Origin of the sequence: Burkholderia sp. Tr-20390 (genome assembly GCF_017104595.1) — a bacterium.
Lineage (GTDB): Bacteria > Pseudomonadota > Gammaproteobacteria > Burkholderiales > Burkholderiaceae > Burkholderia.
The window spans coordinates 1-24686 of record NZ_JAAGPC010000089.1; the positions used below are offsets into that span (position 1 = coordinate 1).

General features: G+C 66.5%; 19 protein-coding genes. 10 read left to right on the top strand and 9 right to left on the bottom strand.

The features are described 5' to 3' along the window. Positions 1 to 5404: MG2 domain-containing protein (locus G3N98_RS22790; RefSeq protein WP_206149282.1), on the bottom strand; the 5404-nt coding region annotated here is incomplete at its 3' end. A gap of 303 nt (positions 5405 to 5707) precedes the next feature. On the opposite strand from G3N98_RS22790, the gene G3N98_RS22795 reads away from it, so the two are divergent. From G3N98_RS22795 to G3N98_RS22825, 7 genes are all read left to right on the top strand, one after another. After that, on the top strand, positions 5708 to 6214 hold the full coding sequence (locus G3N98_RS22795; RefSeq protein WP_089442267.1) for a sugar dehydrogenase complex small subunit: 507 nt from the start codon (positions 5708 to 5710) through the stop codon (positions 6212 to 6214). Continuing rightward, a complete protein-coding gene (locus G3N98_RS22800; RefSeq protein ID WP_206149283.1) occupies positions 6214 to 7833 on the top strand; it encodes a GMC family oxidoreductase in 1620 nt (539 codons plus the stop codon). The genes G3N98_RS22795 and G3N98_RS22800 overlap by 1 nt, the downstream gene beginning before the upstream one ends. A 2-nt stretch (positions 7834 to 7835) precedes the next feature. Next, positions 7836 to 9113: a cytochrome c gene (locus G3N98_RS22805; protein ID WP_206149284.1), complete on the top strand. Its 1278-nt coding sequence runs from the start codon at positions 7836 to 7838 to the stop codon at positions 9111 to 9113. Between the two features lie 185 nt (positions 9114 to 9298). Next, a complete protein-coding gene (locus G3N98_RS22810) occupies positions 9299 to 9718 on the top strand; it encodes a DoxX family protein (protein WP_089429075.1) in 420 nt (139 codons plus the stop codon). A gap of 63 nt (positions 9719 to 9781) precedes the next feature. Beyond that, the gene (locus G3N98_RS22815; protein ID WP_046548031.1) at positions 9782 to 10888 is read left to right on the top strand and encodes a porin; all 1107 of its coding nucleotides are present in this window, start codon (positions 9782 to 9784) and stop codon (positions 10886 to 10888) included. Between the two features lie 195 nt (positions 10889 to 11083). Beyond that, positions 11084 to 11998, top strand: coding sequence for an aminoglycoside phosphotransferase family protein (locus tag G3N98_RS22820; protein WP_206149285.1), 915 nt, complete (start codon positions 11084 to 11086; stop codon positions 11996 to 11998). Between the two features lie 50 nt (positions 11999 to 12048). Beyond that, positions 12049 to 12507 carry an NUDIX domain-containing protein gene (locus G3N98_RS22825; RefSeq protein WP_206149286.1) on the top strand — a complete coding sequence of 153 codons (459 nt, stop codon included), beginning with the start codon at positions 12049 to 12051 and terminating at the stop codon, positions 12505 to 12507. A 17-nt stretch (positions 12508 to 12524) separates the two neighbouring features. On the opposite strand, the gene G3N98_RS22830 is transcribed toward G3N98_RS22825, so the two are convergent. The 3 genes from G3N98_RS22830 to G3N98_RS22840 all read right to left on the bottom strand — a co-directional run bounded on the left by G3N98_RS22830 (position 12525) and on the right by G3N98_RS22840 (position 15838). Beyond that, positions 12525 to 13067, bottom strand: coding sequence for a cysteine hydrolase family protein (locus tag G3N98_RS22830; protein WP_206149287.1), 543 nt, complete (start codon positions 13065 to 13067; stop codon positions 12525 to 12527). A 222-nt stretch (positions 13068 to 13289) separates the two neighbouring features. Continuing rightward, the gene (locus G3N98_RS22835; RefSeq protein ID WP_089432841.1) at positions 13290 to 14609 is read right to left on the bottom strand and encodes an MFS transporter; all 1320 of its coding nucleotides are present in this window, start codon (positions 14607 to 14609) and stop codon (positions 13290 to 13292) included. 44 nt (positions 14610 to 14653) lie between these two features. Next, complete coding sequence (locus tag G3N98_RS22840; RefSeq protein ID WP_089427279.1) at positions 14654 to 15838, bottom strand: M20 aminoacylase family protein; 1185 nt, start codon at positions 15836 to 15838, stop codon at positions 14654 to 14656. A 181-nt stretch (positions 15839 to 16019) separates the two neighbouring features. On the opposite strand from G3N98_RS22840, the gene G3N98_RS22845 reads away from it, so the two are divergent. Continuing rightward, positions 16020 to 16922: a LysR substrate-binding domain-containing protein gene (locus tag G3N98_RS22845; RefSeq protein WP_206149288.1), complete on the top strand. Its 903-nt coding sequence runs from the start codon at positions 16020 to 16022 to the stop codon at positions 16920 to 16922. 209 nt (positions 16923 to 17131) lie between these two features. Continuing rightward, positions 17132 to 17452, top strand: coding sequence for a pyrimidine/purine nucleoside phosphorylase (locus G3N98_RS22850; protein WP_006478890.1), 321 nt, complete (start codon positions 17132 to 17134; stop codon positions 17450 to 17452). 90 nt (positions 17453 to 17542) lie between these two features. On the opposite strand, the gene G3N98_RS22855 is transcribed toward G3N98_RS22850, so the two are convergent. From G3N98_RS22855 to G3N98_RS22870, 4 genes are all read right to left on the bottom strand, one after another. Next, entirely contained in the window at positions 17543 to 17878 is a 336-nt protein-coding gene (locus G3N98_RS22855) for a hypothetical protein (protein WP_021162025.1), read from the bottom strand. A gap of 489 nt (positions 17879 to 18367) precedes the next feature. After that, positions 18368 to 20155, bottom strand: a complete 1788-nt coding sequence (locus tag G3N98_RS22860) for a chloride channel protein (RefSeq protein ID WP_206149289.1) — start codon at positions 20153 to 20155, stop codon at positions 18368 to 18370. A 20-nt stretch (positions 20156 to 20175) separates the two neighbouring features. Further along, entirely contained in the window at positions 20176 to 20589 is a 414-nt protein-coding gene (locus G3N98_RS22865) for a helix-turn-helix domain-containing protein (RefSeq protein ID WP_085037382.1), read from the bottom strand. 131 nt (positions 20590 to 20720) lie between these two features. After that, positions 20721 to 21896 (bottom strand): HPP family protein, encoded by a 1176-nt coding sequence (locus G3N98_RS22870; RefSeq protein WP_206149290.1) that lies wholly within the window; start codon positions 21894 to 21896, stop codon positions 20721 to 20723. Positions 21897 to 22257: 361 nt separating this feature from the next. Here G3N98_RS22870 and G3N98_RS22875 point away from each other — a divergent pair, with 361 nt between their 5' ends. Next, complete coding sequence (locus G3N98_RS22875) at positions 22258 to 23226, top strand: LysR family transcriptional regulator (protein ID WP_206149291.1); 969 nt, start codon at positions 22258 to 22260, stop codon at positions 23224 to 23226. Between the two features lie 49 nt (positions 23227 to 23275). Here G3N98_RS22875 and G3N98_RS22880 read toward each other — a convergent pair whose 3' ends face one another. Continuing rightward, a complete protein-coding gene (locus tag G3N98_RS22880) occupies positions 23276 to 24640 on the bottom strand; it encodes an MFS transporter (protein ID WP_206149292.1) in 1365 nt (454 codons plus the stop codon). Between the last annotated feature and the right edge of the window lie 46 nt (positions 24641 to 24686).

The window sequence follows — 24686 nt, forward strand, 5'->3', positions numbered from 1 at the left end:
TCCACGAGATCGTGCGCGCGTCGCCGCCGAGCGCGACCTTCGTCGCGCCGGCCACCGACGTGCTCTCGTAGGTGCGCGAGAAACGCTCGACCGCGAGCAGGCCGAGCGCGTTCGACGTCGTGGTCTGCCATGCACCCTGGCGCTGCAACGCGAGCAGGCCGGCCGTCACGCGCGGCATCTCGTCCTTCCAGGCCGGGTCGCCGGCGAATTCCAGCGCGAGCCGTGCCGCGTTGGTCTCGTTGCTGGTCATCAGCCACCACAGGTCGTCGTCGCGGGCGGTCGAGAACACGAGCTGCGTGCCCTGGTACGTCAGGCGGGCCCGCAGGATCTGTTCGACCTGCGCGCGCTTCTCGTCGCGTTGCGGGATGTCCTTCACGCGCGTCAGGATCGCGTGATAGTCGATCACCGCGGAAGTCGGCCACTGGTTCGGCGCGATCTCGATCGAGCCGAGCATGCGGCCCTGCGCGGCGCCGTAGCGCGACAGCGCCTCGATCGCGGCCAGCTTGCGCAGGTCGCGGTCCTGGCGCGGCGCCCACGGGTTGCGTTCGAGGCGGCCGTCGACGAAGCGCGCGAGCCCGGCCTCGAGCTGCGTGCGCAGGTCTTCCGGCAGCGCGAAGCGCGGGTCGAGACGGCTCGCCTCGTCGGACACCACGAGCAGGTACGACGACAGCGTCGCGCTGCCGGCATGCGAATCGTCGGACGACGGCGGGAAGTAGCTCGCGAGCCCGTCGCTGTCGAGATACACGGGCATGCGTGCGATCAGCGCCTGCCATTGCGCGGGGTCGCGCAGGCCGATCGCGCGCGAGGTCTGCTGTTCGAGGCAGCGGTACGGATAGCGCTCGAACCAGCGCTTCACGCCGGGCAGCCCGTCGGCAAGCTTCGACTGCAGCGACACGGCGATGCCGCCGCGCGGCAGGCCTTGCGCGTTGTTCGCGGCGCCGGCCGGGGAGGCGATCGGCACCGTCAGCGTGCCGTCGACTTGCGCGAGGGTCGCCTGCTGGACCGTGACCGGCAGCGCGGGCACGACCTTCTGCGCGACCGCCAGCGCGTCGGACGCGCGCTTGCCGCCTTGCTCGGCTGCTTCGATGCGCCAGTTCAGCGCACCGGCCGCGTCGAGCGCCTGCTCGGGCACGGTGATCGTCCATGCGACCTCGGTGGCCGCGTTGGCCGCGAGCGAGACGGTTTGCGGCGCGACGTCGAGGCCCGTCACGCGCGGCGTCACGACGACCTGCATCGCGCGGTCGGTCGTGTTGCGCAGCGTGACCTGCGCGCGGAACGCGTCGCCTTCGCGCACGAGCGGCGGCAGGCCGGAAATCAGCTGCAGATCCTGCGTGCTGCGGATCGACGTGCTGCCGGTGCCGAAGCGGTCGGGACCGACTGCCGCGATCGCGACGATCCGGAAGCGCGTGAGCGCGTCGTTCAGCGGCACCTCGACGGTCGCGCTGCCATTGGCATCCAGCGTCACGCGCGGATTCCACAGCAGCAGCGTGTCGAACAGCTCGCGCGTCGGCGCGCTGCCGCCACCGCCGCCCGCGGGCACGGCCTTGCGGCCGAAGTGGCGGCGGCCGACGATTTCCATCTGCGCCGTGGATGTCTCGACGCCGTACGCGCGTCGCCGCAGCATCGCGTCGAGCAGGTCCCAGCTGTTGTTCGGCATCAGTTCGAGCAGGGCTTCATCGACGGCCGCGACCGCGATCTGCGTGCCGGCCGGCGCGGGCTGGCCGTTCGGCAGCGTGACCTTCACGTGCGCCTGCGCCTTGCTGCGCACCGTGTAGCGGGTCGCGTCGGTCGTCACGGTCACGCCGAGACGGTGCACGCCCGTGCCGACCTTGATTTCGCCGAGACCGTAGCGGAACGCGGGCTTCGACAGGTCGACGAACGCGGTCGGCGCTTCATAGTGACGGCCTTCGCGCCAGAACGCGCGCGCCCATTCGACCGGCGCCTTCCAGCCCCACGTGAAGAACGAGTACCACGGCACTTCGCGAATCCGGCCGCGCAGCGCGAGCACCGACACGTAGACGTTCGGCCCCCACGATTCGCCGACCTTCAGGTCGACCGTCGGATTCTTGCCGTTCAGCTCGACGATGTGCGTTTCCATCACGCCGCCGCGTTCGACCGCGACCAGCGCGGTGGCGTAGCGGAACGGCATGCGTACCTGGAAGCGGGCGGTTTCGCCCGGTTCGTACGCGGTTTTCTCGGGGATCACGTCGATCCGGTCGGTGTTGTCGCCGCCGAACCAGAGCTCGTCCTCGCGCGTGACCCACACCGACGTCGACGCGTTCGACGTGCGGCCGTCGCCGTCCTTGGCGACCGCGATCAGCTGCACGTTGCCGGCCTGTTCGAGCGTCGCGTCGCAGGCCATGCGGCCCTTGTCGTCGGTCTTGCCCGAGCACAGCACGCCGAGGTCGCGCGTGTCGCTCTTGTTGTCGTACGCATAGAAGCCGCCGACCATCCGCTTGCGCGACGACGTCGTGATGCGCGCGATGCCCTTGATCTCGATCGGCACCGACGCCCGCGGCTTGCCTTGCAGGTCGACCGCCAGTGCCTGCACGGGCACGCGCTGGCCGACCGATACCCAGCGGCCTGCCTTGATGCCGGCCACCACCGCGGCCGGCCACAGGATCGTGTCGCCGCGAATCGTCTGCACTTCGCCGTTCGGGTCGGCGAACGTCGCTTCGAGCGCGATGCGCTTCGGTGCGTCGACGTCGGGCAGGCCCTTCAGCGTGACCGAGCCCGCGCCGTTGCGGTCGAGCGTCAGCGGCAGCTTGTCGGCGATCAGCTTCGTTGCGTCGGGATCGTTGTTCGACGTCGATGCGTTGTCGCCGTCCTGCGAATCGTCGTCGGCATTGCCGTCGCTCGCTTCGGGGCGATACGGCGTGAAGCTGAAATCCTCGAAGCGATCGGCGAACGGCGGCGACGCCCACTTCATCAGCGCCGATACCTGCACCGGCAGGTTCGATGCGCCGCCGCCCGACACGTAGTCGATCTGCACCGCGAGCGGCGCTTCCTTCACGGCGACGAGCGGGCTCTTCTGCGCGTCGCGCGCGCCGATCGACCCCTTCAGCACCGGCAGGCGGAACGCCTCGACGCGGAAGCTGCCGCTGTAATAGGTGGCGGTCGGCGCGTCTTCCGGGCCGCCTTCGAGTTCGACGCTGTATTCGCCGAGCTTCGCGGCGGCCGGCAGCGTGAACTGCGTGTCCGCGCTGTGATCGGCGGCCCACGTGAGCGGCAGCTTGTAGGTCTGGCCCGTGCCGAGATGGCGGATCGTCACGCGCGTCGGGTATTGCGACGGGAACGCGAGGCTCTGCAGCGTCTCGGCACGGATGAAATGCTTCATCGACACGGTTTCGCCGGCGCGCAGCAGCGTGCGGTCGAAGACCGTATGCGCGCGCACGGTGCGTGCGCTGTCCGTGTCGGTCGGCACGTTGAAGCGCCACGATTCGATTCCGCGGTTCCAGCCCGAGCTGACGAACGCCATGTCGGGGCCCGTCTTCGGATCGTTCACGCGGGCCGACACGAAGTAGTCGTCGAAGCGTTGCTCCGAGTCGGACGAGCTGCAGGCACGCTTCGATTCGAACGCGCCGTCGATCTTCAGCAGGCCCTGCGCATCGGTCTTGCCGGACGCGATCTCGTCGCCGTTGCAGTCCGACACGCGGATCTGCGCGTTCGGCACGGGCTTGCCCTTGTCGAGCGTCGTGACCCACACGAGGTTGTTTTCGCGGCCCTGTTTCAGGTGCACGCCGAGGTTGGTGACGAGCACCGTGGTGCGCACGTACATGCTCGACGGCTTCGCGAGCAGCGAGCGGCCGAGCGCGGGCGACGCGAGTTCGAGCACGTAGAAGCCGGGCTTGTCGATCGGCACGCCGACGACCTCGAACGGGCGCAGCGCCTTCGGGTCCGCCTTCGGCAGCGTCAGCGCCTGCACGCCGGGCTGGCCCTTGAGCAGTGTCAGCGAGCGCACGTCGATGCGGCGATCCTTCGGCGCGGGCGCCTTTTCGCCGGCTTCGCGCGGCACGTACACGGGATGCTGGCCCTTGCGTTCGAGCAGGCCGGGAATCTGGCGGTCGATCGAGCCGGCCGTCATCGACCAGTTGTCGAAGCGGTCGACGGTGCGCATCCACTGGCGGATCGCGGTGTCGTCGTCGACCTTCAGGTTCGAGAACTGCGCGCCCTGGGTGTTGAGGCCGTCGATATGCAGGTCGGCCTCGACGTTGCGCAGCGTGACGGGCACGAGCGCGGGCGAATCGGGTTCGGCGAAGCGCTCGACGATCCCGAAGGTGCCCGACGAGAATTTCGCGAGCGGCGGCATCGGCGCGGTGCGCGTCGCGAGCGGGAACAGGTCGGCGTTCGACAGCGGTCGGTCGGTCACGTCGCGCAGGCCCGACGGCAGTTCGATCGTCAGGGCGGCCTGTTCGGGCAGCGGCGGGTTGAACGTGACGGTGGTGACTTCCTCGCTCTTGTCGTCGGCCGCGAAGGTCGGCGCGAGCGTTCCGTCAGGGCCGCGCAGCTTGATCGCCTCGGCGTTCTTGCGCGAGATCGGCGCGTTGAACGACAGCGTGAGCGGGCGCAGCGGCGTGCAGGGCGCCTTCGCGTTCTCGCGTTCGCACGAGAAGCTCGCGGCGAACGGGGCGCGCACGGTGAAATCGAAGCGGCGCTCCGTTTCGTTCGGAATGCCGCTCGGGCTCGTGACGCCCTTGCCGTACACGAGCTGCATCTTCGCGCTCGCCGGCAGTGCCTGCGCGCACGACAGCGTCAGCACGCGCGCGGCATCCTTCTTCAGGCCGAAGTGATCGAGCAGCGCGTTGCGCGCATCGTCGTCGGCGGCCGTGACGGGAATGCGGTTGCCGATGCCGGCCGCTTCGCACCAGATGTTCGCGAGCGCCGAGCGCGGTTCGGCCGGGCCGTTCAGCTTCAGCACGAACATCTGCCGCTCCTCGATCTCGCGCGAGCCGGGGCGGACGTTCACCGGGAACGGGCCGCCCGTCTGGAACGCGAAGCGGCGCGGGCCGCTCGCCGCGTTGCCGGCGACTGAACGCAAGGCGTCATTGAGCGCGACCGAGCAGCGCACGCCGGGCGGCAGGTCGTTTTCGAAATCGTAAACCCAGGTCTTGTCGTCGAGCCAGTGGCCCTGGCCGCGCGCGGCCGTGGAATCGTTGCAGGTTACGCGTGCGGGATTCGGCGCGGAGGCCGAGCCGAACGCGACCATCGGTTCGTCGAACTTGACGACGGTTTGCCGGACCTCGGTGACGGTGCCTTGCGGCGACACGCTCACCGTGCGCGCCGCGCCCGCATGCAGCGACAGCGCCGTGGCGCCGCCGAGCGCCGCGACGGCGCCGATGCGCCAGAGCAGCCGGGTGGTGTGGTTGGTTCGTTTTGCTTTGTTCTGTTTGTCGTGCTGCTTCATCGCTCGTTGCCCTTGGAGGGAAGCTTTCTGTTTGATTGCACGGGATTCTAACCGACCGACCTGCGCGCGCATCGCACTGCACAGTGTGTCGTCGGCGTGCGACACTGGGGTGCGTGCCGCAGATTTGTCGCGTCAACGACACAAAAATGCAGCGAAATGTCGATTGTCTCGGATTGCGGAACATTTAATGGACTATAAAAAGATTGTTCGATCCGATTTGTGCGCGTACATTTCAGGTCCGCGCCAATGTTTGAGAAATATCAAGCGTGGTTTTCCCGAATCCGGTGTTCGAGAGAAGGAAACATGCACAACGACAACACTCCCCACTCGCGTCGCTCGGGCGACGCAGCCGTAACAGGCATCACACGGCGTCAATGGCTGCAGGGCGCACTGGCGCTGACGGCGGCGGGCCTCACGGGCTCGCTGGCGTTGCGGGCCCTGGCCGACGATCCCGGCACCGCGCCGCTCGATACGTTCATGACGCTCTCCGAAGCAGTGACAGGCAAGAAGGGGTTGAGCCGCGTGCTCGGCCAGCGCTTCCTGCAGGCGTTGCAGAAGGGTTCGTTCAAGACGGCCGACAGCCTGTCGCAACTCGCCGGCGCACTCGCGTCCGGTTCGCTGAATCCCGACCAGGAAGCACTCGCGCTGAAGATTCTTGAAGCGTGGTATCTCGGCATCGTCGATAACGTCGTGATTACCTACGAAGAAGCATTAATGTTCAGCGTCGTATCCGATACGCTCGTGATCCCGTCGTATTGCCCCAACAAACCCGGCTTCTGGGCCGAAAAACCGATCGAGAGGCAAGCCTGATGGCCGATACCGATACGCAAAAGGCCGACGTCGTCGTCGTCGGGTCGGGTGTCGCAGGCGCGATCGTCGCGCACCAGCTCGCGATGGCGGGCAAGTCCGTGGTCCTGCTGGAAGCCGGCCCGCGCATGCCGCGCTGGGAAATCGTCGAGCGCTTCCGCAACCAGGTCGACAAGACCGACTTCATGGCGCCGTACCCGTCGAGCGCGTGGGCGCCGCATCCGGAATACGGCCCGCCGAACGACTACCTGATCCTGAAGGGCGAGCACAAGTTCAACTCGCAGTACATCCGCGCGGTGGGCGGCACGACGTGGCACTGGGCCGCGTCGGCGTGGCGCTTCATCCCGAACGACTTCAAGATGAAGACCGTGTACGGCGTCGGCCGTGACTGGCCGATCCAGTACGACGACATCGAGCATTACTACCAGCGCGCCGAAGAGGAACTCGGCGTGTGGGGCCCGGGCCCCGAGGAAGACCTGTACTCGCCGCGCAAGCAGCCGTACCCGATGCCGCCGCTGCCGTTGTCGTTCAACGAGCAGACGATCAAGAGCGCGCTCAACGGCTATGACCCGAAGTTCCACGTGGTGACCGAGCCGGTCGCGCGCAACAGCCGCCCGTACGACGGCCGGCCGACTTGTTGCGGGAACAACAACTGCATGCCGATCTGCCCGATCGGCGCGATGTACAACGGCATCGTGCACGTCGAGAAGGCCGAGCAGGCCGGCGCGAAGCTGATCGACAGCGCGGTCGTCTACAAGCTCGAGACCGGGCCGGACAAGCGCATCACCGCCGCGGTCTACAAGGACAAGACGGGCGCCGACCATCGCGTCGAAGGCAAGTACTTCGTGATCGCCGCGAACGGCATCGAGACGCCGAAGATCCTGCTGATGTCCGCGAACCGCGATTTCCCGAACGGTGTCGCGAACAGCTCGGACATGGTCGGCCGCAACCTGATGGACCATCCGGGCACCGGCGTGTCGTTCTACGCGAACGAGAAGCTGTGGCCGGGCCGCGGCCCGCAGGAGATGACGTCGCTGATCGGTTTTCGCGACGGCCCGTTCCGCGCGACCGAAGCCGCGAAGAAGATCCACCTGTCGAACATGTCGCGCATCAACCAGGAAACGCAGAAGATCTTCAAGGGCGGCAAGCTGATGAAGCCCGAGGAGCTCGACGCGCAGATCCGCGACCGTTCCGCGCGCTACGTGCAGTTCGACTGCTTCCACGAAATCCTGCCGCAACCCGAGAACCGCATCGTGCCGAGCAAGACGGCCACCGACGCGGTCGGCATCCCGCGCCCCGAGATCACGTATGCGATCGACGACTACGTGAAGCGCGGCGCCGTGCACACGCGCGAGGTCTACGCGACGGCCGCGAAGGTGCTGGGCGGCACCGAAGTCGTCTTCAACGACGAGTTCGCGCCGAACAACCACATCACGGGCGCGACGATCATGGGCGCGGATGCACGCGACTCGGTCGTCGACAAGGACTGCCGCACGTTCGACCATCCGAACCTGTTCATCTCGAGCAGCTCGACGATGCCGACCGTCGGTACGGTGAACGTGACGCTGACGATCGCGGCGCTTGCGCTGCGGATGTCGGACACGCTGAAGAAGGAAGTCTGACCGTGCGGAAATCTACTCTCACCTTCCTCCTCGCCGGCTGCCTCGCGCTGCCGGGTCTCGTACGCGCGGCCGATGCGGCCGATCCGGCGCTGGTCAAGCGCGGCGAATATCTCGCTGTCGCGGGCGACTGCATGGCGTGCCACACCGCGAAGGGCGGCAAGCCGTTCGCGGGCGGTCTCGGCATGCCGGTCCCGATGCTCGGCAAGATCTACACGAGCAACATCACGCCCGATCCCGAGACGGGCATCGGCAACTGGTCGGCCGAGGACTTCGAGCGCGCGGTGCGCCACGGGGTGTCGAAGAACGGCGACAACCTGTATCCGGCGATGCCGTACGTGTCGTACGCGAAGATCAACGACGACGACGTGCAGGCGCTGTACGCGTACTTCATGCACGGCGTCGAGCCGGTCAAGCAGGCGCCGCCGAAGAACGAGATCCCCGCGCTGCTGAGCATGCGCTGGCCGCTGAAGATCTGGAACTGGCTGTTCCTGAAGGACGGTGTCTACCAGCCGAAGCCGGCGCAGAGCGCCGAGTGGAACCGAGGCGCGTATCTGGTCCAGGGGCTTGCGCACTGCAGCACGTGCCACACGCCGCGCGGCATCGCGATGCAGGAGAAGTCGCTCGACGAAACGGGCGGCAGCTTCCTGTCGGGCTCGGTGCTCGCGGGCTGGGACGGCTACAACATTACGTCCGACGCCAATGCGGGGATCGGCGGCTGGACGCAGCAGCAACTGGTCCAGTACCTGCGCACCGGCAGCGTGCCGGGCCTCGCGCAGGCGGCCGGCCCGATGGCCGAGGCGATCGAGCACAGCTTCTCGAAGATGACGGAAGCCGACATCGGCGCGATCTCGACGTACATTCGCACGGTGCCGGCCGTCGCCAGCGGCGATGCGAAGCAGTCGCGCGCGTCGTGGGGCAAGCCGGCCGAGGACGGCCTGACGCTGCGCGGCGTCGCGCTCGCGCCGTCGGGCATCGATCCGGCCCGCCTCTATCTCGGCAACTGCGCGACCTGTCACCAGATGCAGGGCAAGGGCACGCCGGACGGCTATTACCCGCCGCTGTTCCACAACTCGACGGTCGGCGCATCGAATCCGACCAACCTCGTGCAGGTGATCCTGAACGGCGTGCAGCGCAAGGCCGGCAGCGAGGACGTCGGGATGCCGGCGTTCCGCCACGAGCTGTCGGATGCGCAGATCGCCGCGCTGACCAACTACCTGACCGGGCAGTTCGGCAATCCGGCCGCGAAGGTGACCGAGCAGGACGTCGCGAAGCTGCGTTGAGGCGGCGCGCGACGAAGCAGGGCGATAACTGACAAGAGGAGGAGCACAGCACATCGGGTTGTTGCCCGATGCCGGTTGTTGCAGAGCGGGGCGGGCGGCGCAGGCGGCCGCCCGTCCTGGTTCATTCGCAATCCGGTGCGCCGGGCGTGTTTTCGCCGTGCGCATCGCTTTCGTTGATCGACACCATGACACCGAATCAACCGTTTCTCGCGTCCCAGCGCGATGTGCTGCTGCTGCTTGCCCGGATCCTGCTCGTGATCCTGTTCGTCATGTTCGGCTGGAAGAAGATCGTCGACTTCCCCGGGACCATCGCGTTCATGGGTTCCGAAGGCGCGCCCGCGCCGATCATCTCCGCCGCGATTTCCGTCGTGATGGAGCTGTTCGTCGGGATCGCGATCCTGGTCGGTTTCCAGACGCGGGCGCTCGCGCTGCTGCTGGCACTCTATACGATCGGCACCGGCATCATCGGCCACCACTACTGGACGATGACGGGCGGTGAGCAGATCAACAACATGATTCATTTCTACAAGAACATCGCGATCGCCGGCGGCCTGCTCGCGCTTTGCGCGGCGGGCCCCGGTCGCTTTTCGATCGATCGCGGATAAACGGACCCGGGGCGCGCGCATGGGGCGCGTGCTGGAAGGTCGAGACTCCGAGGGGGCATCATTTTGCGACTCAAACATTTCGCATGGCTGATCGCGGCTGCCACACCGGCGGCCGCATTTGCACAGACGAGCGTGACGCTGTATGGCCGCGTCGACGGCGGCATCGAATACCTGAACCACATAGCGAAGCCGAATGGCGGCAGCGGGACCCGCTGGAGCGCCGAAAGCGGCGACTGGGGCACCAGCATGTTCGGGCTGAAGGGCATCGAGGATCTCGGCGGCGGGCTGTCGACGGTCTTCAACCTCGAAACCGCGTTCCAGGTGATGAACGGCCAGACGGGCGGCGGCCGCATGTGGTCGCGGCGCGCGTACGTCGGGCTGAAGAGCAACACGTGGGGCCAGCTGCAGGCCGGCCGCAACCTGTTCATCGACAGCGACGGCGTGTGGGAATTCGACCCGTTCGTGCAGCAGGCGTTTTCGTCGGCCTCGCTCGTGCGCGGCCGCAACTGGCAGCAGACCAGCAACAACATCGAATATCACAGCCCGGTGATCGGCGGCTTCGACGTGCAGGCGCAATACGCGTTCGGCAACCAGTCGCGCGGCTTCAACTACGGTGCGGCCGACGATTTCGGCCGCTCGGACGGGATCATGATCTCGTACCACTCGCCGTTGCTCGACGTGCGCGGCATCTACGACGAACTGCGCGACAACAACGGCAAGTTCAGCAACATCTTCACCGCGTCGCGCGAGTATTTCGTCGGCGCGAACGTGAAGGTGTCGAAGTTCAAGATCCAGGGTGCGTATACGCACTACCAGGCGCCGGATAGCCCGGCCGGCGTAGCCGACCGCGCCGATCACTACTGGCTCGGCGCGACTTACACCGCGACGCCGCAATGGGCCGTGACGGGCGGCGGTTACTACGTGAAGGTGGGAGATGGCGGTGGCGATGCGTCGCACGATCCGTCGGGGCACGCGATGATGTATGTGCTCGGCACGACGTACAACCTGTCGAAGCGCACGTTCCTTTATGGCACGGTCGCTTATGTGCGAAACGGCGGCAACTCGAATTTCTCGCTGCTCGCGACGCCGCGCGACGCGACGTCGGGGACGAGCCCGATGACGGGCGAGTCGCAGACGGGGGCCTATGTGGGGATGATGCATACGTTCTGAGGGCGAGGGGCGTCGGACGTCCAAAAGGCACGGGTTGTAAGCCCGTGCCTTTTTGCGTTTACACGGCTTGCCGGATCGCTGCCGTGCCGACCTTCAGTACATCGCACCGGACTCAAAAGACGAGATACGAGTACGGCAGAACGTTCGTTGTGTAATCTTGACGCCCTTGGCAACGCATACAGGAATCTCTTTCACATGAAGGATCTGGCCGCATTGGAAAAAATTGTCCGAGTCGACGATCTTAGGCTGGTTGTCGAGCGGGATGGCACGTTCGTCGCCGAGGCCCGTACCTCGCATGAAAGGGTGTTCGTCAAGGCGACGACGGATAAAGCGGCTTTCGACCGGCAATGTGAAATCCTGGAAGCGCTCGAAGCGAGTTCTTTCACACCGAAAATATTGGAGAACGCCGTTTGGGACGACTATGCGGTCGTCGTCCTGAGCGCCATTCCGGGCAATCAGCTTGATCATGCTTTGAAAGGCGCCGGAAGCGAGACGAAACTTCGGCTCGTTGCGGCTGCCGGTGCTGCTCTTGGGCAGCTTCATCGCGCGATCACGCCATCCCGCTTGTTGGGGATGAAATTCTGGCAGCAGCGTGATGGGACGTTGGGGCACACCGTCGAGTGGCGTGCTCATCTTGAAGGGATGGTTTCGAAGTGGATGTCACGCTTGAACCGGGCTGCCCCAGACTACTCCGAATACCGTATCCAGCTGGATCAACTTCTTCGTTCCGGTGCCAGTTTGCGTGAGCCATCCGATATCCGGCTTCTGCATTGCGACTACATCGGAAGAAATATCCTGGTCGACGCCGATGATTGCGTTTCCGGGATTCTGGATTTCGACGCCGCGCGCATTGGAGATGCAACCTACGATCTGGCGAAGATCGTCTGGGTGGATATGGATTTTTCCGACCAGACGCTGCGGCGTGCCTTTCTCGCAGGCTGGGAGAAGACGTACGGTGAGCAGATTTCTCGAACGGAATTTCTCTACTATGTTGGTGTGCAATGCCTGGCGGCCATCGCCTGGACGGACAAGAGCGCACCGCTCGACAGTTCGAATGCTTTTCGGTCAACGGCGATCCGGACGTTGAGCGAAGTGGTTCGAGAACTGTAAATCAATTGACCTGTTGTCGAGTTCAAGCGGTGCCGACTGGGAAAATCATCGTGCAAATCAAGGACAAGGTACTTGTCTATCTTACGTGGCGAGATAGGTTGCTCACTTTTACGCAACCCGGGTTCCCGGAAGCCGGAAGGCAGGTGGTTGCCGGCACGATGAACCGGGAAGAAAGGCCGGTAGCCGCTGCGCTACGCGAGCTTCGCGAGGAAAGTGGCATCGACGATGCCCAAGTCGTGCGAGTCCTTGGAGACTACTTCTATTCGATGACGAAATTCGGACGAAGCGAGGTCCAACACCGGCATGTCGTGCATGTCACGGTGAGCGACACGTGTGCAATGAAGGCGCATTGGTCGCATTTCGAAACCGTTCCAAGTTCCGGTGGTGAGCCAATTGAATTCAGTTTCCAGTGGCTTCCTCTTTTTGGAACAGAAATCGCGCTGATCGGTGGGCACGATTTTTTCGTGCCCATGCTGAAACACTTCATGCGCGAGCATTCGGATGTGTGATTGAACCGAGACTGATGTCAAAACCCGCACAGCTCCGTCGTCGTCAGCGTCGCGAACGGCCCACCAAGCGTCGTGTTGTGATGCGCGACGATCCGCTCGGCCGGCAGCTCCGGCGTGTCCATGCAGGTGTGCGCATCGGTCACGAGCACCGCACGAAAGCCATGATCGGCGGCCGCACGGCAGGCCGTATCGACGCAGTACTGCGTCTTCATTCCCGCGATGACGATCTCGCCGATGCCGGCCTCGCGCAGCCATTCGGTGAGCCGCGTACCCGCGAAGCAGTTCGACAGTGCCTTGTCGAACACGATGTCACGCTTCATATCGATCTCGAGTTCCGGCACCAGCGCGATCAGCGGGGAACCGGGCGCAATCGGCGAACCGACAGGCCCGGTGTGGCGCACGGCGAACACCGGTGCACCGGCTTCATGCGCGCGACCGATCAACCGGTTGATGTTCGCGAGCACGCGCTCGCCGTCGTATGGCCGCTCGGGGCCGTGAAACAGGCCGACCTGCATGTCGATGACGAGCAGTGCGCGTTTCGGGGAACAGACTTCTGGCATTGCGTTTCTCCTGAGTGACCGATACGGACGGAGAAACGACAAGACCCCGTCCGGAACCGGCGGGGCCTGTGAGGGATGGCGCTACGACCTTGCGCGCACTCGCCGCACGAGCCCGCCGAAGGCGGTCGTGCGCGTCGTGGTCGAGAGGGTGGTCATGATGTGGCGCATGAAGCGATCATGCACGATGCGCGCGCGCCACGTCAATCGCGCATCGCGCATCGGTCAATCGAGCGCCTTCCCGGCCTTTTCATCCATGCACCGCACGGCAAGCAGCGTCATCGCGCCACAGCCGATCGCATACCACGCGGGCGCATTCGGATTCCCGGTCGCCGCGATCAGCCACGTGACGAAGAATTGCGCGAAACCGCCGAAGATCGCGACGCCGACGCTGTACACGAGCGCGCCGCCGGTGGCGCGCACCGCACGCGGGAACAGCTCGCCAAGCATCGCGCCCGTCGCGCCGATATTGATCGCATGCACGATCGACAGCGCGGCGATGATCGACAGCAGCGACGCGGCGCCCGGCCAGCGGTTCAGCGCGATGAATGCCGGGTAGATCGCGGCCATCAGCACGATACGCGTCCACCAGACGATCCGGTTGCGCCCGTAGACGTCGGACAGGTGGCCGCCGATCGGCGTCACGAGCATCAGGATCGCGCCCGCGACGCAGCCGGCCGTCATCGACAGCCACGTCGGCAGGTGCAGCACCTGCACGCCGTAGATCGCCATGTAGAACACGATGATGTAGTGGATCGACGTGCCGCCGATCGTCACGCCGAGGCCTGCGAACACGGCCTTGCCGTGATGGCGCAGCACGTCGGCGAGCGGCAGCGATGCAACCGGCTCGTCGTGCGCGGCGGCAGGCGCGGCGGCCGGCACTTCCTCGACGGTGCGGCGCAGCCAGTAGCCGAGCGGCACGAACAGCGTGCCGATGATGAACGGCACGCGCCAGCCCCAGCTTTCGAGCTGCGCGGCATTCAGCGTCGACGTCAGCGCGACGCCGGTCAGCGCGCCGGCGAGCGCGGCGAGCCCCTGGCTCGAGAACTGGAACGACGCGTAGAAGCCGCGACGATGCTGCGGTGCCTGTTCGAGCAGCAGCGTCGTCGACGCGCCGACTTCGCCGCCCGACGCGAACCCCTGCAGCAGGCGCGCGAGCACGAGCAGCAGCGGTGCGGCGAGCCCGATCTGCGCGAAGGTCGGCGCGACCGCGATCGTCGCGGTGCCGAGCGCCATCAGCAGCAGCGTGAGGATCATCGCCTTCTTGCGGCCGGCGCGGTCGGCATACATGCCGATCACGAGCCCGCCGAGCGGACGCGTGACGAAGCCGACGCCGAAGCTCGCCACCGCGAGCATCAGTTGCCCGAACGGCGAATGCACGGGAAAGAACAGCTTGCCGATCAGGATGGCGAAGAAGCTGTAGACCGTGAAGTCGTAGAATTCGAGCGCGTTGCCGACGGCGGCGGCCGCGATCAGCCGGCGTTTCTTCGCGGCGGCGCGTGCATCGACCGGCGTGCCGGCGAACGAAAGGGCGGACGTTTCCATGTGGGGCTCCCCGGTTGGGCGCGAAACGATGGGAAGAAGGGCCGTCAGGCCGCGAGCCAGGCTTCGGCGATGCGAACCCAGTAGCTCGCGCCGATCGCGAGGATGTCGTCGTTGAAGTCGTAGCCGGGGTTGTGCACCATGCAGCCGCCCTTGCTGCCGATCCCGTTGCCGATGAACGCGTAGCAGCCGGGGCGCGCTTCGAGCATGAACGCGAAATCCTCGCTGCCCATCAGCGGCGCGGCGTCGGTTTCGACGCGTTCGGCGCCGAGCATCTGGCGCGCGATGTCGGCCGCGAACGCGGTCGGTTCCGCGTGATTGACGAGCACCGGGTAGCCGTAGTCGTAGTCGACTTCCGCCGTGACGCCGAAGCTTTCCGCCTGGCCTTTCGCGAGCGCTTCGATGCGGCGCGCGAGCAGCGCGCGCACGTCGGCGTTCAGCGCGCGCACCGACAGCTTCATCGTGACGGTTTCGGGAATGATGTTGAACGTCTCGCCGGCCTGCACGCTGCCGACCGTGATCACGGCCGCATGCTGCGCGTCGACCTCGCGTGCGACGATCGTCTGCAGCGCGACCATGATGCTGCCCGCGGCCGACATCGGATCGCGCGCGAAATGCGGCATCGCGCCGTGGCCGCCGACCCCGCGCAGCGTGATCGTCACGCGGTCGGCCGACGCCATCGCGGCGCCGGTGCGGAAGGCCATGTCGCCGGCCGCGCGGCCCGGCATGTTGTGGATTGCGAAGATCGCATCGCACGGGAAGCGGTCGAACAGGCCGTCGTCCATCATCGCCTTCGCGCCGCCGAAGTTTTCCTCGGCAGGCTGGAAGATCAGGTTCAGCGTGCCGGAGAACTGGCGCGTGGCTGCGAGGTGGCGCGCCGCGCACAGCAGCATCGCGGTGTGGCCGTCGTGGCCGCACGCATGCATCTTGTTCGCGTGGCGGCTCGCGTACGGCAGGCCCGTGGTTTCCGCGAGCGGCAGCGCGTCCATGTCGGCGCGCAGCCCGACCGTGCGCGTGCCTTGCCCTTCGCGCAGCACGCCGACCACACCCGTCTTGCCGATGCCGCGATGCACTTCATAACCCCAGCCGGCGAGCAGCTCGGCGACGAGATCGCTCGTGAGCGTTTCCTCGAACGCGAGTTCCGGGTGAGCGTGGATGCGGCGGCGCACTTCGACCAGCTCGGGTGCGATCGCGGCGATACCGGGGATGACGGGGTTCACGGCTTGCAGCATGGTATCTCCTGTGGGGCAGGTGGGCGTTTGACGCACATATGACGAGCAAGCATATAAATTTCTTTTGTGTACCAGAAGCTGATAAATTGCTTTGGTGCTCACCACCGGTTGCCGCTCGGGAATACCCTGAGCCGGCGTGTGCCGCGCAGCACGGGGTTTCCACGGATCACGCGTCGCCGCCATGAAATACCATCAGCTGAAAGCGTTCGTCACCGTCGCGGAAGAGGGGAGCATTCGTGCGGCCGCGCGGCGCCTGAACGTGTCGCCGGCGGCGCTGACGAAGGCGGTCAAGGAGCTGGAGATCGCGCTCGGCGTGTCGCTCGTCGTGCGCACCGCGCGCGGCGTGCAGCTCACCGCGTTCGGCCAGCAGTTGCAGGTGCGCGCGCGGCTGATCGTCGCCGAAATGCAGCGCGCCCGCGACGACATCGAGCAGGCGCAGGGCGCGATGACGGGCTCCGTCGCGGCGGCGATCACGCCGGCCGCCGCGGTGACGATCCTGCCCGACGCATTTCGCGCATTCCGGCGGCGCTTCCCGGTGGCGCGCGTCAACCTGATCGAAGGGTTTCCGGGCGTCGCACTGCCGCGCCTGCACGACGGGTCGCTCGATTTCGCGGTGGCCGTCGTCGTGCCCGAACTGCTGGCGGCCGAATTCGATCACGCGGAACTCTATGCGAGCCGGTCGCTGATCGTCGCCCGCAAGGGGCATCCGCTCGCGTCGGCCACGTCGCTCGCCGATCTCGTCGAAGCCGACTGGTTGATGAACCCGTCGCCGGAAAGCTCGACGCAGGAACTGTTCAATTCGTTCGTCGCCTACGGGCTGCCGGTGCCGGCGCGCGTCGTCGAGTGCCCGAGCTTCGGGCTCGCGCGCAGTTTGATGATGGAGTGCGACCTGATCGCGTCGATGCCCGAGCAATTGTTGCAGGCCGAATGGGCGCGCGACCAGCTCGCGGTGCTGCCGATCCGCGAGCGCCTGCCGGGCGTCTCGGTGCAGGTCATCACGCGTCGCGACAGCCCGCTGACACCGGCAGCGGCGATGCTGCTCGACTGCCTGCGTGATTCCGCGCGGCGCAAGGGGCTGCGGTGAGCCGGCGCCCGCGATTGGCGATCTTCAATGCATCGTCATCCTGATGATTATCCGTGCGGCATTGCCGTCGTTTGACGGGCACGAGGCTTGCGTAGCGGGCACGCCGTTCCTGCGCATGCCGCGCGAGCCGGTATCATAGCGGCCGGCCCGCCGCTCCGGCCGGCCTCCAACAACATCGCCATCCGGCATCCAGCAATCAGAGGCAATTCATGACCAGTGCAACCCAATTCGACAACGTATCGGTCGTCAAGCGCGCGAACGTCTATTTCGACGGCAAGTGCGTGTCGCATACCGTGCTCTTCCCGGACGGCACGCGCAAGACGCTCGGCGTGATCCTGCCGTGCGCGCTCAACTTCGGCACGGACGCCCCCGAATTGATGGAAGTGCAGGCCGGCAAGTGCCGCGTGAAGCTCGACGGCAGCAGCGAATGGCAGACCTACGGCGCGGGCGAATCGTTCTCGGTGCCCGGCAAGAGCCGCTTCGACATCGAAGTGCTCGAGACGCTCGATTACGTCTGCAGCTACCTGTAACACGCCGCCGCGCTGCAAAAGAAAAGCCCCGCCGAAGCGGGGCTTGTCGCAAGCGGATGGCGCCAGGGCCATCCGAAGCGCCTGTTCTCGTTACAGGCAGGCGTTGATGTCGCCGGCCGACGACGCATCGCCACCGCGGAAACCCACCCAGGTCTTCGCATTGGCGGCGTTGGCCGGGCGCACGACGGCCGCGGCGCCATTCGGCGGCTGCTGGCCCGGCGCATACACGGCCATGGCAAGGCCGTTCGCGAGTTCATACTGCGACGTCACTTGTTGCTGTGACTTGTCGGCCCAGGTCTTCGCGATGCACTGCGCGACCTGGTCGGCGGGTTTCTGGCTTTGTCCCACGTTTTGCAGGGCAGAATCGGCTGCGTGAGCAGAAAATGCCACGGTCAATGCGATGAGCGGTAAGTATTTCGCGTTCACGTTATCTCCCTCGAGTCGTGATTGATTGAGTGGGATGCGCAGCAGGACTGCGTAACAGTGAGATCGCATCGGGCGAGCACGGTTCCGGCTATTCCGAAACAAGATGTTAACGCGCTTGCCAAATGGCGGCTCCGATGCTCTGCACTTTGCTGCGGCACAGCATGCATCGTGTGCGGCACGACGTCATGCGCTGCGTGGTCGGCGCACTATCCGGTCGTGTGGTGATGTGACGGCCGCGGCGAACGGCATGTGTCTGCATGCCGTGCCGTGACTCTTTATTGGATCGCGAAGTGGAATGGCTAGATGGATGGCCCCGTCGCATGAGCACCATGATGACAAACTTTCGCCCGTCGAATTGTTAACCAACTTTAAACACGGGAAGCGGCGGAATGCGATGCGGCACGCGAGACGCGTGCTGCATCGCGAGCGCAAGCGGTGAGGCGAGCGGAGCGTACGCGGCGAGGGCGCGGCGCAGTGCGGTGCAGTGGGTCAACCGGCCTTGCGCGTGCCGATGTCGCGCAGGTTGGCCGGAACGATCGGGCGGAAGCGCTCGCGCTTCTGTTCGTCGTCGAAGTGCTGGAGCGCGGGCTTGATCAGGTCGCTGCGCGACACGATGCCCGTGATGCGCATCGATTGCTCGTCGTCGACGACCGGTAGGCGTTCGAGGCCGAGCATCGCGAGTCGCGACGCGACGACGCGGCATGTTTCGTGCGCCTGCGCGACCGCCGGCGCGCGGTCGGCGAATGCGGCCGCGATCGGCGTGTCGGCCGCGGCCTGGGTGCGCTGCGCGTCGAGCGTCGCGCGATCGACGAGACCGAGCAGGCGGCCGTTCTGCACGACCGGGTACGCACGGTGCGTCTGCTTCGCGCCGAAGTATTGCGACTCGACGGCCTCGAGCGTTGCTGCGCCGTCGATCGCGACGAGCCGGTCGGCCGACGTCATCACTTCGCCGATGTCGTGCCGCTCGAGCGGATCGACGCCGTATTCGCGATAGATGTGATAGCCGCGGCGCGCGATCTTTTCCGTCATGATCGAGCGCTTCATCACGATGGTCGCGAAGCCGTGCGCGACGAGCGTCGCCGCGAGCAGCGGCAGCAATGCATTCGCGTCATGCGTGAGGCCGAACGCGAACACGATCGCGGTCAGCGGGGCACCGAGCGTGGCGCCAAGCGTCGCGGCCATGCATACCAGCGGCCATAGCGCCGGGTCGCCGCCCGGCAGCATCGGCGACAGCACGGTGCCAAGGCCGGCGCCGAGCATCAACAACGGGGCGAGCACGCCGCCCGACGTGCCCGAGCCGAGCGCGATCACCCACATGACGGCCTTCACGATCAGCAGCGCGAGCGCGATCTTCAATGCGATGTGCTGATGCAGCAGATCGCCGATCACGTCGTAGCCGACACCGAGCGCGCGCGGCTCGAGCCAGCCGCCGATGCCGATCACGACCGCGCCGAGCGCGGGCCACCACATCCAGTGCACCGGCAGCTTCGCGAAGATGTCCTCCACACGATACAGCGCCGCCGACAGGCCGCACGCGAGCATGCCCGACAGCAGGCCCGCGACGATGCACGACAGCAGCGCGACGGGCGTCGGTGCGGCGGTGCTCAGCGGAAACAGCGGATCGACGCCGAAGAACACGGCGCGGGCAAAACCGGCCACCGCGCAGGCGAGCGCGACCGGCAGGAAACTGCGCGGGCGCCATTCGAACAGCAGCAGTTCGACCGCGAGCAGCACGGCGGCGACCGGCGTGCCGAACACGGCCGTCATGCCGGCGGCCGCACCGGCGACGAGCAGCGTCTTGCGCTCGGCGGCGGTGACGTGCACGCACTGCGCGATCAGCGAGCCGAGCGCGCCGCCCGTCATGATGATCGGGCCTTCCGCACCGAACGGGCCGCCGCTGCCGATCACGACGCCGGACGACAGCGGCTTGAGGATCGCGACCTTCGGCGACATGCGGCTCTTGCCGAACAGGATCGCCTCGATCGCTTCGGGAATGCCGTGGCCGCGGATCTTTTCCGAACCGAAGCGCGCCATCAACCCCACGATCAACCCGCCGATCACCGGCACGACGATCACCCATGCGCCCAGCGTGCTGTTCGCCGGCGAGCGGTCGGCGAACGAGACCTGCTGGTAGAAGAACAGGTTCGTGAACAGGTGGATCAGGCTCAACAGCACGAATGCGGCCAGCGTGCTGAGCAGGCCGATCCCGGCGGCGAGCAACGCGATCCTGGGCAGGCGGTCGTTGGTCGCGAAATCGCGTTTGTGTGGTGCGTTCATCGGAGTGGAAAGAGCAGGGGTCAGTAATCGATCTGGGGAACCTGGAACGCGTCCTTGAGCGACTTCAGCTCGGCGCGATGCATGGCCGCGAGACGCGCGAGCAGCGTCTCGCCGGCTGGCTCGAGGTGGACCTCGACCTGGCGGCGATCCGCTTCGCTCGTCTTGCGCTTCACGAGGCCGAGCGCTTCGCAGCGCGTGACCAGCGCGACGACGCCGTGATGCTGCGCCTGCAGGCGTTCCGCGAGTTCGCCGATGGTCGCCCATTCGCGATGCGGATAGCCCTTGATGTGCAGCAGCAGCAGGTATTGCAGCGGTGTCACGCCTTCGCTTTGCGCGGCGCGTTCGGAGAAGCGCTCGAAGCGGCGCATCTGGTAGCGGAACTCGGACAATTGCTGGAAATCGCTTTTCGCCAGCGCGCGTCGGGTATCGTTCATCGGGGCGGTCGGACAGTCAGTTTCGGTATCGATTAATATATCACAACATGATATAAATGGCCGAATGGGGGCGAATGGAAGGCATTCCGCGTTGCGCCGGCCGTTACATGGCGTTACGTGCGCTGCATGCGCTACGCGGCCTCGAGCATTTGCGTCTGCCGATAAAGGCCCGTGACGAGATCCGTCTGGGTAATGATTCCGACGAGCCGGCGCGATGTATCGACGACCGGAATATGGTGGTGGCCCGAATGCGTAAACAGCGGGACGAGCGCGGTGATCGGCATCGTCTCCGGCACGCACGCGACGTCGCGCGTCATCACGGTGGCGACGCTCGCCGGCTGGCCGCCGAACGATTGCGGCAGCCGCGCCGACAGGCGTTGCCACAGCGGGGTCGGGCGGCGCAGCGGGCGCGTGAGGTCGGCGCGCGTGACGATGCCGGTCAGGCGGCCTTCGCCGTCGACGACCGGCAGCGCCTTCACGCGGTGGCGGTCGAGCAGCGTGAGCGCGGCCGTCACCGACGTCGACGGCGCGACTTCGATCGCGTTCTTCGTCATCAGGTCGGCGCACGACAACTGGCCGAACGTGCGCGTATAGGCCTGCATCTCGGTTTCGCGCAGCAGCGCTTCGAGATCGTCCGGATCGACGTCGAGCCATTCGCCGCGGCGCTTCAGCACCGCATCGAGGTCGCCGCGTGTGAAGCCGCCGCGCGCCGGTGCGGCGCCGCCTGCCTGCGGTTTCGCTTCGGGACGCACGCCGCCGTGCGGGTAGCGGTGCCCGGTCAGCGCGTGATAGGCGAGCGCGGCCGACAGCAGGACGGCCGATTGCAGCGCGATCGGCTCCAGCACGAAGCTGAACCCGAGCGAATGGATCGCGGGGCCGCCGACCACGGCCGTGAGCGCGACGGCGCCCGACGGCGGGTGCACGCAGCGCAGCATGAACATGCCGCCGATCGCGCACGCGATCGCGACCGCGGCGGCCGTGACCGGATCGGCGATCCATTGGGCGCACGCGACACCGACCGTCGCCGCGACGAGATTGCCGCCGATGATCGACCACGGTTGCGCAAGCGGGCTCGCCGGCACCGCGAACAGCAGCACGGCCGACGCGCCCATCGGCGCGACGAGCAGCGGCACGAGGCCCGGCACGCCGGGCAGCAGCCGCATCGTCACGCCGACCGTCGCGATGCCGACGAGCGCGCCCGTGCACGAGCGCAGGCGCTCGCGCCAGCCCAGCGACATCGGATGAGGAATGAAGCTGTGCAGCCATTGCCGCAACGCGCGGCGCGACGAAGGGGAGCCTGACGACATGGACGGTAAGCGGTAAAAGTGACGGCGCGGATACGCGCGGCGACGAGTCGCGAATTATATCGCGTTGTGATACAAATTGTCGCGATGCATCAAGCCATTGCACGTGCGCGGCGCGTCTCGCTTGCAAAAACCTTTCATGTGATGGGAGCTTGGGGCGGGGCAATCGCGCAAATTTGTCTGCAGCGGCGTACAATTCGGGCCACTGAATCCCCCGTCATGCCAGAACCCCGTCCGCGATGCCCGCTCTCCCGCCTTTCTCCCGGCACGGTGATCGATTCGACGTGGTTCGCGGCTGCGTTCCGTTCCCCACCTGACGCGAGCGCCGCCGACGCCTCCTCACTGACTCCCCCAAGCCAATTCAATGGACATGCTCGAAAACATGCGCCTGTTCGTGCGCGTTGTCGAATCCGGCAGTTTTACTGCGGTCGCGAAGGAAATCGACGCGACCACTGCGCAGGTGTCGCGCGCGGTATCGAACCTCGAAGCGCACGTACAGACGCGGCTGCTGCATCGCACGACGCGCCACCTCGGCCTCACCGAAAGCGGCGAACGCTATTTCGAGCGCGCGAAATCGATCCTCGCGGAAATCGACTACGCGAACGCGGAGGCGCGCAACGCATTGCTGCGGCCGAGCGGCAAGATGCGCATCCATGCGATGACAGGGCTCGGGCAGAGTCATGTCGTGTCGTCGATCGTGCGCTACCAGGAGGACAACCCCGACGTGTCGGTCGAACTGACGCTCGCGCAGCGGATGCCGAATCTCGTCGAGGAGGGCTATGACGTATCGATCGTGACGGCGTCGCAGCTGCCCGATTCGGGCTATGTCGCGCAAACCTGCGGCACGAGCTGCAGCGTGCTCGTCGCGTCGCGCGAATACCTGGCGCGCCACGGCACGCCGCAGTCGCCTGACGAATTGCCGAACCACGTGTGCCTGCGCCTCGATACGCCTGCGTCGCCGGCCGGCGAATGGCGGCTCGAGCGCAGCGATGGCGAGGAGGCCGTCTACGAACTGCAGCCCGCGCCGTTCCAGGTCAACGTGCCGGACGCGCTGTGCGTCGCGGTGCGCGCCGGGCGCGGGATCGCGTGCGTCGCGCTGTATACGGTGCTCGACGACATCCGCGAAGGGCGGCTGATCCGCGTGCTGCCCGAGTACCGGCTGCAGACGGTGAGCGTGTATGCCGTCTACGCGACGCGCCGCTATCTCGACGCGAAGATCCGCACGTTCCTCGACCACCTGCGCACGACGCTCACGCCCGCGCTGGAGAACGACCTGCGCGAACTCGACCGGCTGACGACCGACCTGACGCCGGGCGGCCGCAAGCGCGCGTGACGATCCGCGCGGGCGTGCGCCGCGCGAACCGCACGGGCCGCGGCGCGGTTCATGCGCGCGGCGCGATGCGAATCCGCTCGAAGCGTCCCGCGAGCCACGCGTAGGCGGCAATGCCGAGCAGCCCGTGCGCGGCGACGAACCACAATGCGCCGGCGAACGAGCCGGTGCTGGCGACGAAATAGCCGATCACGAGCGGCGTGACGATCCCGGCGATGTTGCCGAGGCCATTGAACACGCCGCCGCTCAGGCCGACCATGCCTTCCGGCGCGGTGTCGGCGAGCACGGCCCAGCCGACCGCCGCGAGCCCCTTGCCGAAGAACGCGATCGTCATCAACGCGATCACGACCGCGTTCGACGATGCGCCGTTCGCCAGCACGAGCAGCGTCGCCATCGCCATCCCCACGACGAACGGCGTCTTGCGCGCCTTCGACGGATGCATGCCGCGCCGGATCAGCCAGTCCGACAGCACGCCGCCGAGCACGCCGCCCGTGAAGCCGCAGATCGCCGGCAGCGCGGCGACCCAGCCGGCCTCCATGATCGTCATCCCGCGCCCCTTGATCAGGTAGATCGGGAACCACGTGATGAAGAAGTAGGTGAGCGCCGTGATGCAGTACTGGCCGACGTAGATCGCCCACAGGTTCCGGTGGCGGAACAGTTGCGACACGTCGTGCCACGACACGCGCGGCTGTTGGCGCTTGCGGTTCGCTTCGAGATCGACGAGCGCGCCGTGCGCGCGCAGGTAGTCGCGTTCCGCGTCGCTCACGCGCGGGTGGCCATGTGGCTCGCGATACCACGCGAACCACAGCGCGGCGAGCGCGATGCCGAGCAGCCCCATCCACAGGAACACGTGCTCCCAGCCGAGCGCATGCGTGAGCCACGCCATCGCGGGCGTGAACAGCACGACGGCCATGTACTGCGCCGAATTGAACAGGGCCGACGCGGTGCCGCGTTCGGCGGTCGGGAACCAGCACGCGACGATTCTCGAATTGGCCGGGAACGCCGGCGATTCGACGAGGCCGAGCATGAAGCGCATGACGAACAGCGCGAGCGTGGCGGATGCGCCTTGCACCGCGAGCCAGCCGACCGTGCCTTGCAGCATCGTGAAGACCGACCACAGCAGCAGGCTCAGGCCGTACACGCGCCGTGCGCCGAAGCGGTCGAGCAGCCAGCCGCCCGGAATCTGCCCGATCGCATAGGCCCACGCGAACGCGGAAAAGACGATGCCGAGCTGCACGGGCGTCAGCCCGAGGTCGTGCGCGACGCCGGTGCCGGCGATCGACATCGTCGCGCGATCCGCATAGTTGATGACGGTGACCGCGAAAATCAGCGCGAGGACCGCATAACGGACGCGGCCGACCGTGCGCGAGGCGGCGGGTGACGCGGCGAGGGCGGCGCCGCTGGATCGATTGGGCATGCGTGTCTCCTTCTCCTGGCCTCCGTCATGCGGAGGCATCCGGTGT